Source organism: Anaerohalosphaera lusitana (assembly GCF_002007645.1).
GTDB lineage: Bacteria > Planctomycetota > Phycisphaerae > Sedimentisphaerales > Anaerohalosphaeraceae > Anaerohalosphaera > Anaerohalosphaera lusitana.
This window is the reverse complement of sequence record NZ_CP019791.1, coordinates 306,975-329,990: the sequence shown is the minus strand read 5'-3', so window position 1 is coordinate 329,990 and position 23,016 is coordinate 306,975. Positions and strand designations below refer to the sequence as shown.

General features: G+C 55.3%; 15 protein-coding genes and 1 other RNA gene. 11 read left to right on the top strand and 5 right to left on the bottom strand.

All coding sequences use genetic code 11. The features are described 5' to 3' along the window. Nucleotides 1-249 precede the first annotated feature (249 nt). From STSP2_RS01465 to STSP2_RS01455, 3 genes are all read left to right on the top strand, one after another. On the top strand, nt 250-3,993 hold the full coding sequence (locus STSP2_RS01465) for a LamG-like jellyroll fold domain-containing protein (RefSeq protein WP_146659174.1): 3,744 nt from the start codon (nt 250-252) through the stop codon (nt 3,991-3,993). Nucleotides 3,994-4,345: 352 nt separating this feature from the next. Continuing rightward, nucleotides 4,346-5,707 carry an Ig-like domain-containing protein gene (locus tag STSP2_RS01460; RefSeq protein ID WP_146659172.1) on the top strand — a complete coding sequence of 454 codons (1,362 nt, stop codon included), beginning with the start codon at nt 4,346-4,348 and terminating at the stop codon, nt 5,705-5,707. A gap of 41 nt (nt 5,708-5,748) precedes the next feature. Continuing rightward, nucleotides 5,749-5,991, top strand: coding sequence for a hypothetical protein (locus STSP2_RS01455; RefSeq protein WP_146659170.1), 243 nt, complete (start codon nt 5,749-5,751; stop codon nt 5,989-5,991). On the opposite strand, the gene STSP2_RS01450 is transcribed toward STSP2_RS01455, so the two are convergent. Beyond that, nucleotides 5,981-6,643 (bottom strand): protein-L-isoaspartate(D-aspartate) O-methyltransferase, encoded by a 663-nt coding sequence (locus STSP2_RS01450; protein ID WP_146659168.1) that lies wholly within the window; start codon nt 6,641-6,643, stop codon nt 5,981-5,983. The genes STSP2_RS01455 and STSP2_RS01450 overlap by 11 nt on opposite strands. A gap of 209 nt (nt 6,644-6,852) precedes the next feature. Here STSP2_RS01450 and bioA point away from each other — a divergent pair, with 209 nt between their 5' ends. The 6 genes from bioA (at nt 6,853) to STSP2_RS01420 (ending at nt 13,764) form a co-directional block, all read left to right on the top strand. Next, a complete protein-coding gene (bioA, locus tag STSP2_RS01445; protein ID WP_418202201.1) occupies nt 6,853-8,220 on the top strand; it encodes an adenosylmethionine--8-amino-7-oxononanoate transaminase in 1,368 nt (455 codons plus the stop codon). Beyond that, entirely contained in the window at nt 8,220-8,957 is a 738-nt protein-coding gene (gene bioD, locus STSP2_RS01440; protein ID WP_146659164.1) for a dethiobiotin synthase, read from the top strand. The genes bioA and bioD overlap by 1 nt, the downstream gene beginning before the upstream one ends. 223 nt (nt 8,958-9,180) lie before the next feature. Beyond that, on the top strand, nt 9,181-10,797 hold the full coding sequence (nadB, locus tag STSP2_RS01435) for an L-aspartate oxidase (protein WP_146659162.1): 1,617 nt from the start codon (nt 9,181-9,183) through the stop codon (nt 10,795-10,797). Nucleotides 10,798-11,396: 599 nt separating this feature from the next. Continuing rightward, an RNA gene (gene rnpB / locus STSP2_RS01430) (RNase P RNA component class A) lies at nt 11,397-11,771 on the top strand. 68 nt (nt 11,772-11,839) lie between these two features. After that, a complete protein-coding gene (locus tag STSP2_RS01425) occupies nt 11,840-13,078 on the top strand; it encodes a BaiN/RdsA family NAD(P)/FAD-dependent oxidoreductase (RefSeq protein WP_146659160.1) in 1,239 nt (412 codons plus the stop codon). A gap of 65 nt (nt 13,079-13,143) precedes the next feature. Further along, the gene (locus STSP2_RS01420; protein WP_146659158.1) at nt 13,144-13,764 is read left to right on the top strand and encodes an NUDIX hydrolase; all 621 of its coding nucleotides are present in this window, start codon (nt 13,144-13,146) and stop codon (nt 13,762-13,764) included. Nucleotides 13,765-14,287: 523 nt separating this feature from the next. Here STSP2_RS01420 and STSP2_RS01415 read toward each other — a convergent pair. From STSP2_RS01415 to ald, 4 genes are all read right to left on the bottom strand, one after another. Beyond that, the gene (locus tag STSP2_RS01415; protein ID WP_169852896.1) at nt 14,288-16,219 is read right to left on the bottom strand and encodes a sialate O-acetylesterase; all 1,932 of its coding nucleotides are present in this window, start codon (nt 16,217-16,219) and stop codon (nt 14,288-14,290) included. Between the two features lie 170 nt (nt 16,220-16,389). Next, a complete protein-coding gene (locus tag STSP2_RS01410; protein WP_146659154.1) occupies nt 16,390-19,926 on the bottom strand; it encodes a M60 family metallopeptidase in 3,537 nt (1,178 codons plus the stop codon). Between the two features lie 436 nt (nt 19,927-20,362). After that, nucleotides 20,363-20,797, bottom strand: a complete 435-nt coding sequence (locus tag STSP2_RS01405) for an Lrp/AsnC family transcriptional regulator (RefSeq protein ID WP_169852895.1) — start codon at nt 20,795-20,797, stop codon at nt 20,363-20,365. Nucleotides 20,798-20,811: 14 nt separating this feature from the next. Beyond that, nucleotides 20,812-21,927, bottom strand: a complete 1,116-nt coding sequence (gene ald / locus STSP2_RS01400) for an alanine dehydrogenase (protein WP_146659150.1) — start codon at nt 21,925-21,927, stop codon at nt 20,812-20,814. A gap of 238 nt (nt 21,928-22,165) precedes the next feature. On the opposite strand from ald, the gene STSP2_RS01395 reads away from it, so the two are divergent. After that, the gene (locus STSP2_RS01395; protein WP_146659148.1) at nt 22,166-22,546 is read left to right on the top strand and encodes an ArsR/SmtB family transcription factor; all 381 of its coding nucleotides are present in this window, start codon (nt 22,166-22,168) and stop codon (nt 22,544-22,546) included. Further along, nucleotides 22,522-22,965: an arsenate reductase ArsC gene (locus STSP2_RS01390; protein ID WP_146659147.1), complete on the top strand. Its 444-nt coding sequence runs from the start codon at nt 22,522-22,524 to the stop codon at nt 22,963-22,965. The genes STSP2_RS01395 and STSP2_RS01390 overlap by 25 nt, the downstream gene beginning before the upstream one ends. The last annotated feature ends 51 nt before the right edge of the window (nt 22,966-23,016 follow it).

Sequence of the window (23,016 nt, the reverse complement as noted above, 5' to 3'; positions counted from 1 at the left end):
GGGCGTGCGTTAGGAGCAAAGAGGATGGCATATCTATGGAGTTGTGAAAGGGGCGGAGATGCGGGCGAGGTCCGTGGTTCACGTCTGATTTTCCTGATAATCAAATTCGGCTGTTTTGCCTGCGCATGATCTGTCTTAAGGAGGCGTTTGTGTTTGTGCGCGGGCGCAGGAGTTTGAAAGAGTGTGTAGGAGCTGTCGCAAAAAAGCTTCTAAAAGGGGGAAAGCTAACTCTATATCAGGAGAATCGTAATGCGGATGAACAGCAGATTTTCGGGGGTGATCTTCGGTCTTATTCTGGTGTCTTTAGTGGGAGCGAGTGCGCTGGCGGTTGCGCCGCCGACACTGACCCAGAGTGTGACGTACAACAGTGAGACGATCACACTGCAGATGACGAAGGAGAGCGTGAGGGGAACCTATTTTGAGGTTCTGGTACAAAACAGCGGAGGCGGGTACGATGCATGGACCGCCGGCGAAGTGCGGACGTATGTGGGTACGGTCGATGAGTATCCCGGTGCGTATGCGGCGGGTATACTGCTGAGCAACGATGTGCTCAAGGCTCGCGTTTACTTTGACAGGGGAGCGACGTGGTATACCGAGGGCAGCAGCGTAACGGGTACGCGGGGGACCGGTGATCCGACGTTCAAGCTGGCTTCTAAGCCCAGCGTGGCGGCAAATCACTGGGGGACCGATACCTATCTCTTCGATGTCGGTTATGATTCGGACTACAGGTATTATAACACTATGGGCAGTGTTGCGGCATGTGTGGAGATGATGGAGTTTTCCACGGTGTGTCTGAAGGTTCAGTATATTCAGGATGCACTGCTGATGCCTGCGATGGGTCGGGTGATCGTTCGGCCTTATCAGTCTCAGTGTCCTTATGATGCGTATTCCGGGACGGACATTCTGGTGCCTTTCCGCGATGAGTGGAACAACAATCAGACTGGTGCTGTTCGTGATGTGGCAGCGCTGGCGACGCCTAATATCGGCGGCGGTGTTGCGTGGCTTGGTGTGATCGGGACAACAAATGCATATTCTGTTAACGGCATAGGCAGTGACGGCAGCTTTGATGTTGTCTGGAGGCATGAGCTTGGTCACAACTGGAGCGTGTATGATTTTCATGCGAACAGCCCTGAGGGGCCTACGATCAACTGCGGTAATGCTTACGGTCGTTTCAACGGTCCGGCAGTAGAGTCGATCTTCAATCATCGTGATAACAAGCTGTCGATACTTGACAGCCAGGGAACATACAGCACGATCGATTTCGGTCCTTATGCTGCGCTTGACGTTATTTCAAACCTGACGCCGGGCGGTACGGTCTATGTCGACATCATGGAGAATGACTTTGATGCGAACGCTCAGACGATATCGCTGGACAGCTATGACGGTACTTCGGCATTGGGCGGTACGGTGACATTGTCTTCGGGTACTGGCGGTAACGGCAGAGATGAGCTGGTTTATACCGCTCCGGATAATGCCTTCAATGAGGTTGACTATTTCTATTATACCGTGCAGGATTCGGCGGGCAACTTCGGTACGGGTGTTGTGACTGTTTATCTCGATCTGGATAATACGATCAAGGGCTACTACCCGATGGATGAGACGACCGGTACTACCGCTGGTGACGTCAGCCAGTTCGGTAATGACGGTACGCTGGTCAACGGTGCTTCTTTCGATACGGGTTCAGTGACGGGCCAGTTTGCAACTGGGCTTGATCTTGACGGTACTGATGACCATGTCGAGATATCGAATCTGAATCTGAACAGCAACACTGTTACGATCACGGCATGGGTCAATCCTGCTGCTACGCCGAGCGGATGGAACGGTATCGTGTTCAACCGCGCTCAGGATGCGGCTGGTCTGAACTTTGGTTCGGCTGGTGAGCTGAGGTATCACTGGGACGGCACGAACTGGGGCTGGAACAGCGGTCTTACTCCGACTGTTGGTTCGTGGAACTTTGTAGCGCTGGTGGTCGAGCCATCGCAGGCGACGATCTATCTGAACAACGGTGGTTCGACGCAGTCGGCGACGAATACGAACACGCATGCCGTACAGTCGTTCGCAGGTACGACGTATATAGGTCTGGACAGCAACAGCGGTACACGTCACTTTAACGGTGCTGTGGATGATGTGAGGATCTATAACTACTCGATGAGTGCAAGTGAGATCGAGGATGTGAAAGACGGTGGGACGGCTTGCGGGCCGCTGCCGATCGACGGTGCAACAGGTGTTTTAAGCAGTGAGCTTAGCTGGGTCGAGTCTTCGGCAGCTACCAGTTATGATGTTTATGTCGGGACGAGTTCGACTGCTGTTGCGAATGCGACTACTGCATCTTCGGAATATCAGGGTTCTGTTACCGGGACGACTTTTGACGGTTCCAGCATTCTGTCAGAGAATACACAATACTTCTGGCGGATAGATACGGTAACCGGCGGCGGGACGCTGGCCGGGGCTGTTTGGGACTTCACCACGGGAGCTGCGCTGGATATGGTTGGCTTCTATAAGCTCGACGAGACAAGCGGCAGCACCGCGGCTGATTCATCGGGTCATGGGAACGACGGAACAGTGACCGGAGCAAGCTGGGTTACCGGAATAGATGGTAATGCGTTGAGCTTTGACGGCGTGGATGATGTCGTGAATCTGGGCACCGGTCCATCGCTTTCGGGTCAGACTGACTTTACTGTTTCAGCGTGGGTCAAGACTACAGCGACTGCGGCGGGTGTTATTGTTCAGCAGAGGAACGGCGGCTTCAATGGTGAATATGTGTTCAACATGGGTTCGGATGGTACGCTTGGATTCATGATATACGGCAACAGTGCTTATCAGTTCAGCTTCAGTTCTACTGCGACTGTCAATGACGGTGAGTGGCACCATGTGGTTGCGGTACGTGACGGGACCGACGGTTATATTTATGTAGATGCCGGCACGCCTGCGACCGCGAGCGGAACCGTGAGGGATCTTGCTAGTAATATCGGCGTGGGCATTGGTGCGGACATTCGTGACAACAACAGATACTTTAACGGTTTGATGGATGATGTTCGGATCTATGACAAGGCGCTGAGCAGCAGTGAGATCACTGATCTGCATGATGCGTTTACAGGCGGCGGTGATACTACTCCGCCAGCGGCGCCGACCGGTCTTGGTGCTACTGCAGGTGACGGTTCGGTCAGTCTTGACTGGGCGGACAACAGCGAGCAGGATCTGGCGAGCTATACTGTTTATCGCAGTACGACGAGCGGCAGCGGGTATTCGTCGATCGCACAGGGTGTTTCGACCAGCGATTATACCGACAACACGGTCACGAACGACACTACGTACTACTATGTCGTTACAGCAGTAGATACGAGCGACAATGAGTCGGATACATCAAGCGAAGTGTCGGCGACACCTGCGGATACGACCGCCCCGGCGGCACCGACTGGTCTTGGTGCGACGGCTGGCGATGGTTCGGTCGATCTTGACTGGGCGGACAACAGCGAAGGTGATCTGGACAGCTATACTGTTTACCGCAGTACGACCAGCGGCAGCGGTTTTGCGGCAGTCGCTCAGGGTCTGTCGGCCAGCGACTACACGGACAACACTGTCACGAACGGAACGACGTACTACTATGTTGTCACCGCAATTGATACGAGCAGCAATGAGTCGGGCTATTCCGGCGAGGTTTCTGCAACGCCTCAGGCATCCAGCTCGACGATGTATGTGCAGGCGATCGATCTGACGGTTGTTGCTGCTGGCGGGCCGAACCGTTATGGTCGGGCAGTTGTGACGATCTATGATGACGGTGGTCAGCCATTGAGCGGTGCCACTGTTTACGGCACGTTTACCGGCGATTACAATGAGTCGGGTTCGGCAGTGACTGACAGCAATGGCCAGGCGACGATCACGACTGCAGCGAAGGCGAAGAGTCCGAGCTTTACGTTTACGGTTACGAACGTGACGGCGTCGGGCTACACCTATGATTCTGCGTCGAATGTTGAGACGAGCGATACTTACTGATTAGAAGTCAGTAATATTCAGTGATGATTATGAGCGAGTCGGTCTTGCGGCCGGCTCGCTTTTTTTAGGCTCATCATTGAATAGCGGGCAAGAGACAGCAGCGATTATAATCGCTACTGTCATATCCAAGTACTATGTGATACAACTTGTTTTATGCAGGCATTGCGTGGAGATTTGGTGAGGTGGTTATTGATTGACCGGGGCAGGTGGATTCGCTATAATAGTTTTAATGTGAATGTGAAGAGTTTTGTTTTACGGCGTAGCGGTGTGCGGTTTCGGGGTGAGATATGGTTCTCCACTGTGCATGTTTGGTATGCCGGGGTAATTTTTTTGGCAGAAAGGGTAGAGTGAAATGGGTAGACGGTATTCAGTTTTGACGGCGGTTGTGATGATTGCGGGGATGTTTCTGGCTGGTTCTGCTGCGGAGGCTTCGTTTCCGGATGGGTTGACGCAGAAGGTTACGCACGAGGGGGAGACGATCACGCTAGATCTGGTGCGTGAGAGTGTGCGGGGCAAGAATTTCGAGGTGCTGGTGCAGAAGGCTGACGGCAGTTTCGAGAAGCGTGAGGTGTCCGCGCCTCGGACGTATGTGGGTATGGTGAAGGAGGACCCGGGGGCGTTTGCTGCGGGGATCCTGCGGTCGGATGGTCAGTTCAAGGGCAAAGTCTATTTTTCGCGTGGGCAGACATGGTTTACTCTGGGGGATAAGGTGGTCGGCAATCGCGGTCTGAGGGAGCCGAATTTCAAGATGCCCAGCATGAGCAGCGTTGTGCCGGGGACGGCGGGCAGCAAGAGTTATATTTTCGATGTGGCTGTGGATGCTGACTGGCGGTATTTCAATCGCGTGGGCAGTGTCGAGAAGTGTGTGGAGATGATCGAATTTTCGTTCGTCAACGTGCGGATCATTTATCTGCGGGATACGCTGTTGATGCCTGCGATCGGGCGGGTGCTGATACGTGCTGAGAAGGAGCAGTGTCCTTACCAGGGGACCAACGGGACGAAGATCCTGCCGATCGTTCGCAAGGAGTGGAACGAGAAGTATAAGGACGTCGAGCGGGATCTGGTAGCGTGTGTGACGCCTGCGATCGGCGGCGGTGTCGCGTGGGTCGGTGTTGTCGGGACGGGCAACGGTTATTCGGTCAACGGTGTGGCGGGCGATAATTCGTTCGATGTTGTGTGGAGGCATGAGCTGGGGCACAACTGGGCGGTGCACGATCACCATGCGAACAGTTGCGAGGGGCCGACGCTTAACTGCGGGAACGCATACGGTCGGTTCAGCGGGGCGGAGGTTCAGTCGGTGTTCAAGCACAGGGATAATAAGCTGAATTTGTTGGAGAAGGCGGGCGTTTACGACACGATCAATATGCCGCCTTACGCAGCGCTGGACGTTATCGAGGAGTCGGAAGAGGGTTACAAGCTGATCGTGGATGTGATCGCGAATGATCATGATGCGAACGGGCATGCGGTTTCGCTGGAGGGCTGTGACGGTGAGTCGGTAAAGGGCGGCAAGATCGAGATCGTCGAAGGCAGCAGCGGGAGCAGGGAGGTTGTTTATACGGCTCCTGAGAAGGGTCTTGCGGGGATGGACCACTTCTTCTATACGGTCAAGGATGAGACGGGCAAGATCGCGAGGGGGGTCGTTTTCGTGAAGGGCCTGAAGGAGGAGAGTGAGACGGCGAAGAAGGATGGCGGCGGTAAGGAGGAAGGGGCTTAGTTTTCGTCTGGTGTGATTTACGATCTCAAAAGAGCGTGATATTGATCAATGTGTCACGCTCTTTTTTTGGTTCGATACAGAATAATGATGAGTATCCAATTGAGCCGCCGCAGAATTTAACAGCCGCGCCTCCGACGAACTTTTTGGGAGGTCCATTCTCGGCGGACCGTGAAATTATGCGGCTGGTGATTCGGCAGGCAGCAGCGAATATCAAATGCTGCTTCCATTCCCTGCTATTTGGTGAAGAGTTTGTTTTTTGTGATAATTCGGCTTTTATTCGTTGAAGGAGTATTCGCCGAGGAGGGGGACGAAGCGGACTGGGGTTATTTGGTGGGTTTTGAGACCCTGGTCGGTTTTTCGGGCGAGGATGAGTTCCTGTGCGGTCATTGTGCCGACAGGTGCGATGATGAGGCCGTCGGGTTTTAGCTGGTCGATGAGCGGCTGGGGGATCTTCGGCATTGCGGCGGTTGCGATTATGCGGTCGAACCGGCGGTGTTCGGGCCAGCCTTTTGAGCCGTCGCCGATGCAGTATTCGATGTTGGGCAGGTCGAGGTGGGCGATGTTGGCCTGGGCGGTTTCGGAGAGCTGGTTGTATCGTTCGATGGTGTAGACGCGGCGTGCGATGGTTGCGAGGATCGCGGTCTGGTAGCCGGAGCCTGTGCCGAGTTCGAGGACGTCGCAGTTTTTGTCGAGCTGGAGTTTTTCGGTCATGAGGGCGACGATGTATGGCTGGCTTATGGTCTGGCCTGAGCCGATGGGGACGGGGTTGTCGTGGTAGGCCTGGGATTCGTACTGCGGCGGCAGGAATATCTCGCGCGGGATGTCCTCGAACGCTTCGAGAACGGCGGGGTCGTTTATTCCGCGTGCTGCGAGCTGGTGCTGGACCATTTTGCGACGTTCGACGGCGTGTTTGGCTTTTGCGTTGATGGAAACCATGATTTTTGCTCCTTCCGGTGCTGTGTTGTCATTTTTGGCTCTAATAATATGATGCGCGCATTAGGTAATCGTGCAACCAAGATTCTGCGGTAAAATCCTGCTTTGGCGGGGTTTAAGGGCGACCAGGGCGATATTCGGAGCGATTTGCTCGGGGTTAGATAGTCCTCGTGCGGGTTGACTGGGGTGGCGGAATGTGCATAATGCGGGGCATTATGAATGAGTCTACGAAAAAATTATTAGAAACGGATCGTAAGCATCTCTGGTACCCTTTTACGCAGATGAAGGACTGGCTGGAAGATGAGCCGGTGATCATCGAGTCGGGTGACGGATTTTACCTGGTGGATACCGAGGGCAGGCGATATATCGACGGGGTCAGTTCGCTTTGGTGCAATGTGCACGGGCATCGGGTGAAGGAGATCGACGATGCTGTGAAGGGGCAGTTGGGCAAGATCGCGCACAGTACGATGCTGGGGCTTGGTCAGGAGAAGGCGATCGAGCTGGCGGGTCGGCTGGCGGAAATCTCGCCGGAGGGCCTTGAGCGGGTTTTTTATTCGGACAGCGGGGCGACGAGCGTCGAGATCGCGATAAAGATGGCGTATCAGTACTGGCGGAACCAGGGTGATACTAAGCGGACGAAGTTTATTGCGCTTGGCGATGCGTATCACGGTGATACGATCGGGTCGGTCAGTGTCGGGGGGATCGGGCTGTTTCACGGGATATTCAGGTCGCTGCTGTTTGAGACGTATTATGTGGACAGTCCGTTCGTGTACCGGTATGAGGGGACGGAGGATGAATGCCGGGCGCACGGTTTAGAGCAGATGGAAGCGCTGTTGAAGAATAACGAGGGGCAGATCGCGGGGATCGTGGTTGAGCCTCTGGTTCAGGGTGCGGCGGGGATACTGGTGCATCCTGAGGGATTTTTGAAGGGCGTCGAGGAGCTTGCTCGGAAGTACGGGGTGCTGCTGATCGTTGATGAGGTGGCGACGGGGTTCGGCAAGACGGGGAGGATGTTCGCGTGTGAGAAGGAGGATGTTCGGCCGGACTTTATGTGCATGGCGAAGGGTATAAGCGGGGGGTATCTGCCGCTGGCCGCGACGGTTACGACGGAGAAGGTTTTTGAGGCGTTCCTGGGTGAGCCGGACGAGCACAAGACATTTTATCATGGGCATACGTATACCGGCAATGCGCTGGGTTGTGCGGCTGCGATAGCGTCGCTGGATCTGTTCGAGAAGAACGATGTACTGGCGTCGCTGGATGCGAAGATCGCGAAGATGGAGGAGTGGGCGGTTAAGATTCGCGAGCTGCCATTTGTGGGGGATGCGAGGCATGTTGGGCTGTTCGGCGGTATCGAGCTGGTGCGGGACAAGGAGAGCAAGGAAGAATTCGATTACGAGCAGATGGTCGCGCGGAAGCTGATCCTTTCGATGCGGGACAAGGGGCTGATGGTTCGCAACCTCGGTAATGTTGTCGTGCTGATGCCGCCAGTGGGGATGAGCGTCGAGCTGCTCGATGAGATGATGAGTATTATTTATGATTCGATCCGGGACGAGCTGCCCGGTATTGTGGAGAGTGCGTAATGGCTGAGGAACTGAGGCTGCCGAGTGCGAAGGGATTTTTTGTTACCGGGACCGATACGGGTATCGGCAAGACGCTTGTGGGGGGCGGGATCGCGAAGATCTTGCGTGATGCGGGCAAGCGGGTCGGTGTATTCAAGCCGGTCGCGACGGGATGTCAATACCATGACGAGGGGCTGGTGAACGAGGATCCGGAATTTTTGCGGAGGCACAGCGGTAGTGAGCATCGGCTGGATACGATATGTCCGGTGGGGTATGTTTTGCCGGCGGCGCCGTGCGTGAGTGCGGAGCATGAAAATCGGCCGGTGGATTTTCAGGCGATGGCGAAGGCGTATGAGAAGGTTGTTGCGGAGAGTGATGCGGTGATCGTCGAAGGCGCGGGCGGAATCCGGGTGCCTGTCGATGCGGGGGTGGATATGCTGGGGCTGGCGAAGTGGTTCGGGCTGCCTGTGGTGATCGTGGCGAGGCCTGATCTGGGGACGATCAATCATACGCTGCTGACGGTGGACTGCATTCGCGGTGCGGGGCTCGAGGTTGCGGGTGTGGTTATCAGCGGGTATGACGCGTTCGATTCGAGTATTGCAGAGGAGCAGGCGGCTGTGGTTATCGAGGAATGGGGCGATGTGCCTGTTTTGAGCGTTGTGCCGAAGGACGAGGACAGTGATGTGGCTAGCGGGAAGCTCGGGGAGCTGACGGTCGAGGCGCTGGGTGATGCGGACTGGGCGGGGATGCTGGGGTAATATCATACCTGGTTGATATTGGCATTTTGGCTAACCATTGCGGGTGAGCTACGTTTGTAATCAGTGGAAAAAGCTGGCGAAATAGTGTGTCCGGGGGTAAAATGGGGGTTTGTGATTTGAGGCACAGGTTGGGCCGTTGAATAGAGGGTCGGTTCACGGCGAGAGCAGGTTGTGCTGAATTTGCGGCCGGCACGCAGCGGCCGAGGTTTATTCCGGAGCATACATGACAGCTAAGCAGGTTGAGAACAGGCGTTATCTTGTACCGATCGATACTTCGAAGACGCAGCAGCTTTTTGCGGATGTGCTGGTTATCGGCAGCGGTATTGCGGGTCTGCGCGCTGCGATAGAGGCGGGGCAGACGGGCTGTAATGTGATGCTGGTATGCAAGAAGGAGCTTGAGGAGAGCAATACGTGGAAGGCGCAGGGGGGGATCGCGGCGGTGCTTGGGTCTGATGACAGTGTGGAGGAGCATGTGCAGGATACGATCGCGGCGGGAGGCGGGATGTGTGATGAGGCGATCGTTCGGGAGGTGGTGGAGAAGGGGCCGGGGCTTGTGCGTGAGCTGCTGGAGTGGGGGACGGAATTTGACATGAGCGACGGTAAGATCGATATCACGATGGAGGGTGGACATACGCGGGCGCGGGTGGCTCATGCTCATGGCGACTCGACGGGGCGGGGGATAATCGAGGCGCTGGGGCGGAAGGTGCGGGGGATGGATAATATTAAGGTAATTGAGAACTTTTTCGCGGTCGATCTGATCACGACCGACGGGAACGTGTGTGTGGGGGCGATCGGGTATGCGGAAGGCGTGGGGCAGGAGGTTATCTGGGCGCGGAATACGATACTGGCCAGCGGGGGTGCGGGCAAGCTGTATAGGGAGACGACGAATCCGCCGATAGCGACGGGTGACGGGTTAGCGATGGCGTGGCGCGCGGGGGCGGTGCTGCGGGATATGGAATTTATGCAGTTTCATCCGACGACGCTTTATATTGCGGGTGCTTCGCGTGCGCTGATCACGGAGGTGCTGCGAGGTGAAGGGGGGATACTGCGGGATCGGGAGGGGGTTGCGTTCATGAGCGAGTATGATGAGCGTGCGGAGCTTGCGCCGCGGGACGTGGTTAGCAGGGCGATACTGGATCGTATGCTGAAGACGGATGCGACGCATGTTTATCTGGATATACGGCACTTTGACAAGGAGCATTTTTCGAAACGGTTCCCGCTGATCAGCGAGCTTTGCGAGAGCTTTGATATCGATGTGAGTACGCAGATGATACCGGTTCGGCCGAGTGCGCACTACATGATAGGCGGGGTGAAGGTGGACGGCAAGGCGCGGACGAATGTAGAGAATCTGTATGCGTGCGGGGAGGTCGCTTCGACGGGGCTGCATGGTGCGAATCGGCTGGGGAGCAATTCGCTGCTGGAGGCGCTGGTGTTTGGGCAGGTTGCTGGTGAGGAGGCTGCGAAGGGTGAGAACGGCGAGGCGAGGCTGACGTTTCGCAAGTACAAGTATGATGTGCCGGTGTCGGATCGCAGTCGATTGGACGCGGACGATGTGCGAAACTCGCTGCGGGCGCTGATGTGGAGGAACGTGGGGATCACGCGGACGCAGCGGCCTTTGGAGGAAGCGCAGGAGATCATTACGTTCTGGCAGCGTTATGTGATGGACAAGGTGTTCGACAAGCCGTTCGAGTGGGAGGTGCAGAATATGCTGACGGTTTCGCTGCTGATGGCGGGGGCGGCTACGAAGCGGTGTGAGAGCAGGGGCGTGCATTTTCGGAAGGACTATCCGGAGGCGGACGGGAAGGAGTATGAGCAGCATTTCGAGATGGTGAAGCAGTAGGGCCGGCGGGTTTTTGCTGAGCCGAGAATTGTTTTTGGTTCATGACTGATTAAATCGGGGGGGGCGTTGGGCCGCCGCAAAATTTAACAGCCGCGCCTCCGACGAACTTTGGGTTGGGTCCATTCTCGGCGGACTATGAAATTGTGCGGCTGGCGGGTGCGGTAAACTAACGGGAAAAAGATTGAACGTTGCGATCATTCCCTGACGTGAAGAATCTAAAAAAGCCATCGCGTTGGGCACATTACTATACGCTGCCGAGAAATTCTCGGGCGGACCACTCCCCCCGGCAAGCCGGGTTTCTGAGGCCGTCCACGGCACTGGACGTTCGCGTCAAACGCCGCCGAGCAATGTGCCCTCAACCGGTGACGGCCGGTCGGATGGCTTTAATGAAGAGCCATCAGTAAATCCCGTGGGTCTGACTAACAGTTGCCCCGCGGGCCTTTGACAAACTCTCCACAAAATATTATCGAAATACGGGCGATGGGTTCAAGGGGAAAAACGTGTCCGGACACACTTTATCAGGCGGCGGGTTTGAATTTTCGATATGAGAGGCGGGGATTTGGCGTGAACAATGGGGGCGGATGCGGTATATTAATTGATGAGTGGGCCGAGCAGTCGCCGGCTGAGATATGCCGGAGGAAAGTCCGAGCAGGACAGGGCACGGTGGTGGCTAACGGCCACCCGGGGTGACCCGCGGGAAAGTGCCGCAGAAAAGATACGGCCTATGGATCGGTTCGCCGGTCCAGGTAAAGGTGAAATGGTGCGGTAAGAGCGCACCGCGACGGCGGTGACGTCGTCGGCAGGGCAAACCCCACCGCCTGCAAGACCAAGCAGTTGTCAGGTCGGCCCGGCCGATGGCAACGGGTAGGTCGCTTCCTTTCGGGGAGAGCCGGCTGGTAACGGTCGGTCAAGTTAAATGACTGCTGCCCGGTGAGAATCGGGAACAGAACTCGGCTTACAGGCCCACTCGTTTTTTCTTTTGGTGCGGGGGCGTTTCTTTTGAATTTTAGGCGGGGCATCTGAGAAGAAGCTCTGAGTTATTATGCGAAGTGATGTTTGTGTTATCGGTGCGGGTCCGGCGGGGATGATGGCTGCGATATTTGCTGCGCGGCGTGGGCTTGCGGTTGCGTTGGTCGAGCGGAACACGACGGTGGGTCGGAAGCTGCTGAAGACGGGGAGGGGCAGGTGCAATGTTACGCATGCGGTGGGGGCGGATGAGTTTGCGCGGCGGTGCGGTAAGTGCGGGCGGTTTTTGAAGTACTCGCTGTGGGAGTTCGGGGCGGATGATATGATGGCGTTTTTGCGGGAGCGAGGGGTTGAGACGCGTGTGGATGCGGATGGGTGTGTTTTTCCGGCGAGCGATCGGGCGAACGATGTGAAGAGGGTGCTGGTGGGGGAGGCGAAGGATGCGGGGGTGCGGTTTTTGTACGGCAAGCGGGTGGAGGCGGTACGGAAAGAGGGCGAGGTTTTTCGGGTGGAGTTTGCGGGGGATTTCGTGGAGTGTCGGGCGGTGGTAGTTGCGACTGGCGGGAAGAGCTGGCCGGGGACGGGATCGACGGGGGATGGTTACGAGATCGCGCAGTCGCTGGGGCATTCAGTGGTGGAGCCTAAAGCGTCGGTGGTGCCGTTGGTGGTTGAGGAGGAGTGGGTGAAGGGTCTGCGAGGCGTGGGGGTGCCGGAGGTTCGGGTTAGTGTGAGGGTCAAGAAGAAGCGGATAAGTGCGAGCGGGCCCTTGATGTTTACGGGGACGGGAGTTGGCGGGCCGGCGGTGTTCGATATAAGCGTATCAGTTACGGATGTGCTTGCGGCGGGTGAGGGGCCTGTGGAGCTTTTGGTTGACTTTTTGCCTGGGCGGGATCATGAGCAGGTGCGTGCGATGCTGGTGGAGGAGTTCGGTAAGCATGCGAGGAAGGGGCTTGCCGCGGTTTTGGGATGGCATGTGCCTAAGGCGCTTGCGTGGGAGCTGGTGATGCAGTTGGATATGCGGGAAGGGGTTAAGGCGGGCGAGGTCGGCAAGAAGAAGCGGGCGATGCTGGTGCGGCTGTTGAAGGAAACGAAGATGACGGCTGTGGCGACGAGGCCTATCGCGGAGGCGACGGTTACGCGGGGCGGGGTATCGCTTGGTGAGATCGACGGTCGAACGATGGAGTCGAAGGTTTGTGCGGGGCTGTATTTCGCGGGTGAGGTTATGGATGCGGACGGGCCTTGCGGGGGGTACAATCTGCAGATCGCGTGGTCGACGGGGGTGCTGGCGGGGGAATGTGTTTTGAAGGATGGTTGAGCGGTGCGGGTATGTGTGGTAGGGTTGGTCGTATTGATTTTTTTGATGACGGGAGTTGAGCGTTTATGAAATTTGACTGGTTTCACATTGCCAAGCGGCTGAAGGCGATATCGCAGGCGGGGAAGTTTTTCGCGAAGGACGAGTATGAGCTGGGACGGCATGAGGAGATCGAGGAGATAGCTGCGAAGGTGCTGGAGCGGCATACCGACCTGGATGCGGAGGAGATCGTGCGGCTGCTGCAGAAGGACATGGGGTATCCGACGCCGAAGGTTGATTCGCGGGGGGTGGTGTTTCGGGACGGGAAGGTGCTGCTGGTCAAGGAGATCGAGGACGGCGGGTGGACGCTGCCGGGCGGATGGTGCGATGTGGGGATGACGCCGAGCGAGAATGTGGTGCGCGAGGTGTGGGAAGAGAGCGGGTTTTTGGTGGAGGCGAAGCGGCTGCTGGCGGTTTATGATCGTGACAGGCAGGGGCATAAGCCGGAGTATGTTTTTGATATTTACAAGATGTTCTTTTTGTGTGAGATCGTGGGCGGGGAGGCGCGGACGAGTATCGAGACGAGCGATGTGAGGTTTTTCGGGCGGGACGAGATACCGGAGCTTTCGCGGGGACGGACGCTTGAGCATCAGTTGGAGAAGTTTTTCGATATGTATGAGAGCGGTGAGTGGGTGACGGATTTTGACTAGGGGGCGGGTGGTTTGGTGTGAGTCATTTTCGGATGTTTGTGATGCGCCTCGATCGTATCACAAGTATTGATGGCGGGAGTTGGTTTTGGCAGTGCATGTGTACTCGTAATGTTCTCTGGATCCCGGGTCAAGCCCGGGATGACAGTTTGGGCGTTAATGCGGTTGGGCGTTGATGCTGGTGAAGTTTTTCGATATGCATGAGAGCGGGGAGTGGGTGACGGATTTTGACTAGGGGGCGGGTGGTTTGGTGTGAGTCATTTTCGGATGTTTGTGATGCGCCTCGATCGTATCACAAGTATTGATGGCGGGAGTTGGTTTTGGCAGTGCATGTGTACTCGTAATGTTCTCTGGATCCCGGGTCAAGCCCGGAATGACAAATTCAGTCCAAAGGGCTTTTGATGCATGCAAGTGGGTGGTTCTGACGGCTTGATGAAATGTAGCCATGGTGATCAGTAAATGAAAAAGACCCACGGTTTTGGCCGCGGGTCTTTTTTTGTTGGTGTGTGAGTTTATTGCCGGTCCATCAGTTCAGGGGCCAGTCGTCGGTGCGGAATGACGATGCGGGGAGGCCTTCGTTGTTGAAGAGATTGGTTTCTGCTGTGTTGGACCAGCCGTAGCGGACGGCGATGGGGTTGTCGATTTTTTCGCTGTAGACGAGGATGGTGCCGTCTTCGATGCGTGCGTTTGCGGGGTGGAAGTTTTTATCCTTGCCTGCGATCTCGAAGTGCTTTAGCGGGCCGTTGGCCTGGAGGCCTGAGTCTGCGTAGTCGAACATGACGCGGATCTTGCTGTTTTCAATTTTGTATGCTTTATAGAGCGGGCCGGAGGGTGTGATGTCTTTTTGATCGTAGGTTTCTGCGAGTGCCCAGAGTGCGAGACGTCGGCCGACTTCCTGTTTATTTTTCGGGTGGATGTTCTGCGGGTTGCCGATGTCCATGGTGACGACCATGCCGGTGTTTTCGGTCTTGTCGAGGGTCATCAGTTGGGCCTCACGCAAGGCGGCTGCGTGGCGGCTTGGGCCGTAATTGTAGGGTGCTATCTGCACGTAGTAGAAGGGGAAATCGGGTTGGTCGAACTGTTCTCGCCAGTCCTCGATCATTGCGGGGAAGAGGGTTCGGTATTGTATGGGGTTGCCTGTGTTTGCTTCGCCCTGGTACCAGATGACGCCTGCTATTCTGAGGGGGACGAGGGGTGCGATCATGCCGTTGTAGAGGGCCGAGGGTGTGTGTCTGTTGATGGCGCTGACAGGTTGCGGGTACTGGGGGACTTTTGCATTTTTGGTGCCGATCTTGTATTTCCATTCGCCTGCAAGTGTTGCGGCGTTCTTGTTTGCGGTGTCCTGCGGTTTGATGGACATCTGTTGGGGTGTGCCTGAGAAGCCGCCTTCTCTTTGTGTGTCTATAACACGAACGGCAATGCTGTTTTTGCCTGTTTTCAGTATCGATGCGGGTACGGTGTATTTACGTGGGGTTGACCATTTGGTTGTGGTGGCGATCTTTTGGCCGTTGATGTAGGTGGTGTCGATGTCGTCAATGGGGCCGAGTGAGAGGGTCATGTCTTTATTTGCCCAGGAGGGCGGGAGGTTGAATGTCCTGCGGAACCATACTATGCCATCCAAATCGGAAAGCTCTGTAGTACTCCATTTTTGAGGGAGGCTCATTGACTTCCAATCTGAAATGTCTGTTAGAGGTTTCTGCCAGTTGTCTTTTGTGCCCTTGTCAATTTTACCGATAGCTGCGTTCCAGTCATCTATCTTTTGCTTGATTTGTCGCTTCTGGGCGGCGGGGTCGAGGTTTTTGGCAGCATCTGCAAAATCGGGTATTTCTTTGAGCGTGTCAATGCTTGTCCAGGCCTGGGCCGCAGTGCCGCCCCAGTTTGAGCTGATCAGGCCGACGGGGACATCGAGGTCCTTGTGGAGCTTGCGGCCGAAGAAGTAGCCGACACCGCTGAAGGATGCTACGGATTTTGGAGTGCACGGCGACCATGAGCCGGTGACGTTTTCTTTGGGTGTTGGCGAGGCTGCTCGTGCCACATCGAAGAGGCGGATGTTGGGGTAGTCGGCGGCGGCTATTTCGGCCTGGGCGTTCATTGCCCTGGTGAGGGGCCATTCCATGTTTGACTGGCCTCCGCAGAGCCAGAGTTCGCCGGTCAATATGTTGTCGAGTGTTATTTCGTTTACACCTTTGATGGTGATGGTGTGGGGTCCGCCTGCCTTTGGTGTTTTGATCTTTACCATCCATTTGCCGTTGTCGTCGGCTTTTGTAGATTTGGCGAACCATGCCCATGATGGTTTTACGGTAACCTTCTCGCCGGGCTCGGCCCATCCCCAGATGGGGTTCTCGGTTTTTTGCTGGAGAACCATGTCACTACTGAAGAGGGCCGGGAGCTTTACTTCGGCGAGTGAGGTGGCGGAAAGTATGAGGACAGTGAGAGCGGCGATCAGTTTTGTACGCATTGAGAGTCTCCTTAAGATTAGTGTGAGTGATGCCCTGTTACGACCAATCTGAGATTTTAAGGTCATTTCGATAAAATGTTAAGCTTATTCTTGTAAACTTACAGCGCAAAAAAAGCGGGACAAGGAATGAGTCCCTGTCCCGCTAAGGAATTAAACGAGTGGTTTATATTTTACCAAGGCTGGAGCCACTGGGAAGCGAGTATCTCCAGGTCGTCGAAATCGACGTCGCTGTCCCAGTCGAGGTTCGCACCGTTGCAGTAACGACAGTTGGTGTCGAGCCAGTTGGCTGAGAATATTGCGAGGTCCTTGAAGCCTTGTTCGCCGCTGGTTTGATAGCGGAAGGTTTTTCCGGCCATACCTTTTTCGTAAATGTTCTGTATGTCGGTTTCGCCGAGAGCCATTTCCCAGATGGCGACGTCGTCGATATTGCCGTTGAAGTAATCTACGCCGTCCCTAACGTCGGCTCCGATGTAGGTTCCGATGTTAGAGTCGAGCGGCTTGATGGAGCCTGATGCTGAGGCTGTGAGAACGCCGTCAGTGTAGATGTAGCCGTTCTCTCCTTCGCGTACGAATGCGACGTGATGCCAACTGTAGTCGTTTACACGCTCTGCAGAATAGAAGTCGAACTGATAGCCGTAGTCGCCATAGACGTAGAAGGTGAGGGTGCCGTTCGATTCAACCTTACAGACGTACTGTCCGTTGTAGCCGCTGTCGCGCTGCTGGACGATGACCTGGTCCTGCAGTGCGCGGGTCTTTATCCATGCAGAGACTGTGAAGTCATTGTAGCCTGAGATGGATGGGCCGGTTCCTACGTCGAGGTAGTCATTGTAGCCGTCGCATTTGATGGAGTACTTGAGCAGGCCGCCGACGTAGTATGTGCCGTTCAATGTTGCATCGTTGCCGTACTGACTGTAGTCCCAGCCGTTAGCGTCGAGGGGCCAGTGGCCCAGGAGTGCGCTTTCGACTGTGTTGACGGTGATTTGTACACTTTCGCGGAACTGGTTGTTGTAGCCGTTCTCGATGATGTAGGTGAGCGTTTCCTGGCCTTCGAAGCCGGGGTCGGGGGTGTATGTGAACGTGCCGTCGCCGTTGTCGGTTACGGTTCCGTTTGCAGGGTCCTCGTAGCCGGTCACGTTGAGAGTTCCGTCGAAGCTGTAGTCGTTTGCAGCGACGTCGGGGAGGACAACGGATTTGCCTTGAGTGACGGTTGCTGAGTCAGGTTTTGTTTCGACCATGTTCCATGCGGGCAGATCGCTGAGGGAGTTTATGGCTGTCTGTGAAACGCCGAAGTCCCAGTTAATGAAGAAGGGCGAGAGGTCGAAACCTACGACTCGCGAGAATCGTGTCATGAACTGGTCCCATTCTTCCTGGTCATTGGTGGGCAGCTTCCAGGATGCATTCTGTTGGTCGTCGTGGTAAGTCTGGAAGGTCTGTTTGAAAGCATCCCAGCCGAATGCGAATCTCAGTTGTGCGTACATTACGAGTCTGGTTCCAACGCCTACTTCGTCGAAGCCGCCGGCGAGTCTTGCGTTGCGGTATTCGTCAACACGGGAGTCGGTGTCCCACATGCGGCTCCAGCCGGTGCCAGCCTGACCTGAATCGCACGCTGCTTCGATGCCAACCATGGAGAAGATGTTAACTGTGACTTCGCCTGTACGACCGTCGGTCCAGTAGCCGCTCTGGTGGAGGTGGCCCGTTTCGTGGTACTGGCCCCAGCAATAGCCCTGTTCGAGCGATTGCAGGTTTGCGAAATCCCAGTTCCATGCACCGATGGGATAACCTGCGTAGCCGCTGCCCCATGCGGTCTGGATCATGCTGTACATTCGGGTTTGGCGGGTTCTGTTGCCTGTAAGGCCCGCGAGGTCATCCTGTGCGGTAAGACCCTGTTCCCAGAACTCCATGAGGGCCTCGGGGTCCTCGAGGTTTGTTACTTTGTCTTTTGAGAGCGAGATGATCATGTTGTCGGAAACCAGCTCGGCGAACGGAGCAGGCTTGTTGCGGATCTCGTTGAGCCAGTCTTCGTTGGTGTGGACGCCCTGAATGAAGTAAGGTGCTTCGATCGCATTTTCGATAGTTATGTCGAAGTCGCCTGGTACTGTGTTTCTTGGGATCGTGATGTAGATGATGCCGCCGAAGGGGTTGGCGGTGAGAATGCTTGACTGGTTCAGTGCGTAGTCGCGGCTGGTGCCGAAAGGCATTCGGAGATAGGAGCCGCGGTCGCTGACATTGTTCCAGTCGCCGTTGATCTTGATGCCCATACCGAGGTTTGTGATCGGATCGCTGGTGGATACCGTGACAATCTCACCTGGTACTGCGTAGAGGCCCGTGCTGAGCCAGATGCCGCTGTCATTGCCGCGGATGTCACGGCCTTCTTCGGTTACGCTGAACGAAAGTGTTTTGGTTACTCTTTGCGCGTCTGCGGGGATCGTGCCGTAGCAAGCTTGGGCGGTTCTGTGTGCGACGGTCTCTTCGACTGGTGTGTCGAGGAGTATCTGGCATTCGCGTTTTAGCAGTGCTTTTTCGAATTCGTCGGAGACGGGGGAGCTCGGGCTTGGGTTGATGGTCTGGATGCGTTCGTAGAATTCGTAGTCCATTCTTGCGACGAGTGCGTCGTCCGATGCGACTGTGTTGTAGATACCGTCAAGGACGGTGCCTGCGATGTCGCGGTCGGTCGTGGTGTATGAGCCTGAGCCGGCGAGGATGTTTATTACGTCGTCGCTGTCGGTTTGACCCGAGGAGCGGTTGATGGGGAGTGAACCGCCTGGCCAACTGTTTTTAAAGCCTATGCCTGCGTGCCTGCAGACGCGGTTGCCTGGTGCGTCGGGGATTGCTTTGCCCCACCACCAGTCGTAGCCGATGCCGTAGTCGCAGATGAAAAGGCCGCCGCCGTTGGCGACGAAGTCAATTACTGCCTGGCAGTTGGCGTTGGAGATGCCGGAGCCGAGCCAGCCGACGAGTACATCGGCATCTGAGAGCTGGTTCTGGAAGTCGGAGCTTTGGACGACGTTTGTGTAGCCCTGCTGCTGGATCCAGGTGGCGGCGCCGGTGGAACTGGTGACGACGATCTTAATATTTTTATTTGTGGTACCCGCGAGCCATTCAAGGCCATTGCGGTAGAAGTTTCCTGTTGAGGTATCACTGCCGTATGAGTCCATGTTGAGCCACTGATGGTCGGGTAAGGCGATGACGCGTCCCTGTCCGATGGTGGAAGCAGCGATCTGAGGATTGCGGCGGTCGGTGTTGTAATGCGATATGGAATATGCGGTCTGGCCGTAGGAGACCATGTAGCCAGGGCCGCTGGGATTGGCGAGTGAGGTTACGCCGTTGAGGATCTGGTTGCGAGCGGTATCGCCGTTGAAGGTCTGGTTGACGTTGATGGTTACGGTTGCGGTGCTGTTTGTCAGTCCGTCGGTCGAGGTGTAGGTGAAGCTGTCCCTGCCTGCGAATGAGGTGGGCGGTGTGTAGGTTACGGTTCCGTCGCCGTTGCCTGTGACGGAGCCTCCCTGGCTGGATGTCGAATCGAAGGATACGAGTGTTACCGTCGTGTCCGGGAAGGCCTGTGCCTCGTTGAGGAGGACGTAGCATGTTTTGGCTGTGTTGGGGGTTGTAATAAAGATGTCATCTGTCGCCTGGAACGGGTCCGCGGCGTATGACGGTGCAGTAACTGCGATCACAATAAGGGCAAGAAGTACTTTCAGGGTTCTCATTTCACTCTCCACAAACTCTTTCACTTTAAAAATTGCAGGATATAAAAATCCTGCAATACGTAATTAGCAGGGCCGAGACATCCGTGTGCTGCAAATCCCCAAATTATGGTGATAAACCACTATTACGGCGTGTCCGTGCGCCGTCTTTCATTACATAACTACTTGCGGAGGCAGCGTTAGAGCAAAAAAACTGCAATTTTTAACGAAAACAACACGATCTTGGCGTTTGAGGCTGTTTTTTTTGTTAAAAAACGGCAGATTTGCTGTGTTACTGCCTGCTCTGTCAATTTATAGATAGTTATAGTATAGTAAAAAGTAGGGGGTGGGTGCAAGTATGCGGCGATGCCGGAGGGCGGAAGTTCTGGTCAGGCTGTAGGGATTGTTGCCGATGGATGGGTTGTGAGGGTTATAGGGGTGCTGATTTAGTTGTTTGAGATCATATATACTTGCCGTAGCTTTTCATTACGACGTGGGTTTCAGTCTTTTCGATACCCTTGACGGTGGACAACTGCTCGGTGAGGAAGGTGATCATTCCGCGGTTGGAAGAGACAATGACTTCTATGAGCAGGTCGTAAGCGCCGGATATTATGGCGACGGAGTTGACGTTTTGCAGTTTAGAGACTTCAGTGGCCTTTTCTTTGAGCAATTTCGATTCTTTTACGGATGCCAGGATGATGGCGAGCTGTTTGTCTTTGAGGACATCGGGGTCGAGAAGTGCTCTTACTCGCATTACGCCAGCGTCCTGGAGCGCCTTGATGCGCCGCCTGACGGTTCCTTCTGATACGCCGAGCTGCCGGGCGATCTGATTGTTCGGAATGTGCTGTTTAGAAAGAATTTCGATTATCTGCCAATCGGTCTTGTCCGGCTGCATTTTTTGCTCCAAAATTACTCCAGAACTTCCCCGAGCGGAGTGTATTTGAGCCCGTGGTCCTGTGCGACAGGCTCGTAGACACATTTGCCCAGGTAGACGTTTACGCCTTTTGCCAGCGGCTGCGACTGGCGGCAGGCACTTTCGAGGCCTTGTTCCGCTATTTTAAGGCCGTAGGGGAGTGTAACAGATGTCAGGGCAATTGTCGAGGAAAGAGCTACAGCGCCGGGCATATTTGCTACGCAGTAGTGGACGACGTCGTCGATGACGTAGATGGGTTCGTCGTGAGTGGTTGGACGGGTTGTCTCGGCGGAGCCGCCCTGGTCGACGGCGATGTCGACGAATACTGAGCCGGGTTTCATCATCTTGAGGTGCTGTTTTTTGATGAGTTTGGGGGCCTTTGCGCCGGGGATGAGGACAGCTCCGATGACGAGGTCGGATTCTTTGAGGACGTGTTCGATGTTGTGGTCGTTGCTGTAGAGGGTTGTGATGTGGGTTGAGAAGATGTCGTCGAGGTAGACCATGCGGTCGGGGTTAATGTCGAGGACGGTGACATCAGCGCCGAGGCCGACAGCCATTTTGCATGCGTTTGTGCCGGCGATGCCTCCGCCGAGGATGGCGACTTTGCCTCTTGCGACGCCCGGGACGCCGCCTAGGAGGATGCCGCGTCCGCCGTAGGTTTTTTCGAGGTATTTTGCGCCTTCCTGGATGGAAAGTCGGCCTGCGATCTCGGACATGGGCTTGAGACAGGGCAGTGAACCGTCGGCGGTTTCGATGGTTTCGTAGGCGACGGCCTTTATTTTTCGCTCAAGCAGGGCGTCGGTAAGTTCTTTTGAGGCTGCGAGGTGCAGGTAGGTGTAGAGGATCTGGCCTGGGTGGAAGAGGTCGTATTCTTCGGGCAGGGGTTCTTTGACCTTGACGATCATGTCGCAGGCGTCGAAGACTTCTTTGGCGGTGGGGAGGATAGTTGCGCCCGCTGCGGTGTATTGTTCGTCGGTAAAGCCTGTGCCCAGACCCGAGCCGGTCTGTACGAAGAGCTGGTGGCCTCGGGTGGTGTAGGCTTTTACGCACTGCGGTGTGAGGCCGACGCGACATTCACGTGTTTTGATCTCTTTGACGGTTCCGATCTTCATTTTGTACCCCTGTTTATCATTAGACACTGAATTGCGGTTTTGTCAAATGTGGCTGAAATTGCGAAATTCGCGGTGTTTTCTTGATTTTAAAAGGCGATGCGTAGGAATCAAGCGTTAAAAAACGAAAAACGTAGAAAAGTTAAGTTTTAGCGGCGGTTTTCTTTTTAGATTTAAGAATTATTCAATTTTTCGCAAAAATGGGTTGAACCTAAAGGGGTTAAACCGTATATTTCGATGTATGGCGAAATATAGAAATAATCTTATAGAGGTTACGGAAGTGCTCAGGGCTCTTGGTGATGAGGGCCGGGTGAGGGTCGTGCTTGCCCTGGCTGAGCACGGAGAGCTTTGTGCCTGTCAGATCGTGGAGCTTGTGGGGCTGGCTGGTTCGACAGTGAGTAAGCATCTGAGTGTGCTCAAGAACGCCGGGCTGGTCGAGAGGCGCAAGAAGGGCCGATGGATCCATTACAGTTTTTCGTGCGGTGAGTACGGGTCGATCGTGATGGGTTATCTGAAGCACTGGCTTGATGAGGATGAGCAGATCGTGGCTGACAGGGAAAAGATGAACGAAATTTTGAGAGAAGATCCGGAGATAGTATGTCGCAGGCAAAAAAGAAACTGAACGTGCTGTTTTTGTGCACCGGCAACAGTTGCAGAAGTCAGATGGCTGAGGGCTGGGCGAAGCATTTGAAAGGTGATGTGATCGAGGCATTCAGTGCGGGTGTTAGTCCGGGTAAACTGAATGAACGGGCCGTTGAGGTGATGGCCGAGGCGGGGGTGGACATATCCTATCATGTGCCGCAGCACGTGGATGATTACGCGGAGATCGAGATGGATTACGTGGTTACAGTTTGTGATCACGCCCACGAGACGTGTCCGGTTTTCCCGGGTGCGACTAAGGTGGTGCATCGCAAGTTCGAGGATCCATCGTTCAAGATCGGAACGATCGAAGAGGTGATGGCGGAGTTTCGCAGGGTGCGGGATGAGATACGTGACTTTGTTTCGGAGATGCCGGGGAATCTGGAAGAGATGGCGAAGTGAGCGTCGCAGAAGTTTGTGACTGCAAGTGCAAAACTGATCATTGGAGAAGGC

Coding starts and splice junctions, on each gene's coding strand:
- STSP2_RS01420 (WP_146659158.1), top strand. CDS start 13,144: ATGAAATTTGACTGGTTTCACATTGCCAAGCGGCTGAAGGCGATATCG.
- STSP2_RS01395 (WP_146659148.1), top strand. CDS start 22,166: ATGGCGAAATATAGAAATAATCTTATAGAGGTTACGGAAGTGCTCAGG.
- STSP2_RS01405 (WP_169852895.1), bottom strand. CDS start 20,797: ATGCAGCCGGACAAGACCGATTGGCAGATAATCGAAATTCTTTCTAAA.
- STSP2_RS01425 (WP_146659160.1), top strand. CDS start 11,840: ATGCGAAGTGATGTTTGTGTTATCGGTGCGGGTCCGGCGGGGATGATG.
- STSP2_RS01410 (WP_146659154.1), bottom strand. CDS start 19,926: ATGAGAACCCTGAAAGTACTTCTTGCCCTTATTGTGATCGCAGTTACT.
- STSP2_RS01415 (WP_169852896.1), bottom strand. CDS start 16,219: ATGCGTACAAAACTGATCGCCGCTCTCACTGTCCTCATACTTTCCGCC.
- ald (WP_146659150.1), bottom strand. CDS start 21,927: ATGAAGATCGGAACCGTCAAAGAGATCAAAACACGTGAATGTCGCGTC.
- STSP2_RS01465 (WP_146659174.1), top strand. CDS start 250: ATGCGGATGAACAGCAGATTTTCGGGGGTGATCTTCGGTCTTATTCTG.
- STSP2_RS01390 (WP_146659147.1), top strand. CDS start 22,522: ATGTCGCAGGCAAAAAAGAAACTGAACGTGCTGTTTTTGTGCACCGGC.
- STSP2_RS01460 (WP_146659172.1), top strand. CDS start 4,346: ATGGGTAGACGGTATTCAGTTTTGACGGCGGTTGTGATGATTGCGGGG.
- bioD (WP_146659164.1), top strand. CDS start 8,220: ATGGCTGAGGAACTGAGGCTGCCGAGTGCGAAGGGATTTTTTGTTACC.
- nadB (WP_146659162.1), top strand. CDS start 9,181: ATGACAGCTAAGCAGGTTGAGAACAGGCGTTATCTTGTACCGATCGAT.
- STSP2_RS01450 (WP_146659168.1), bottom strand. CDS start 6,643: ATGGTTTCCATCAACGCAAAAGCCAAACACGCCGTCGAACGTCGCAAA.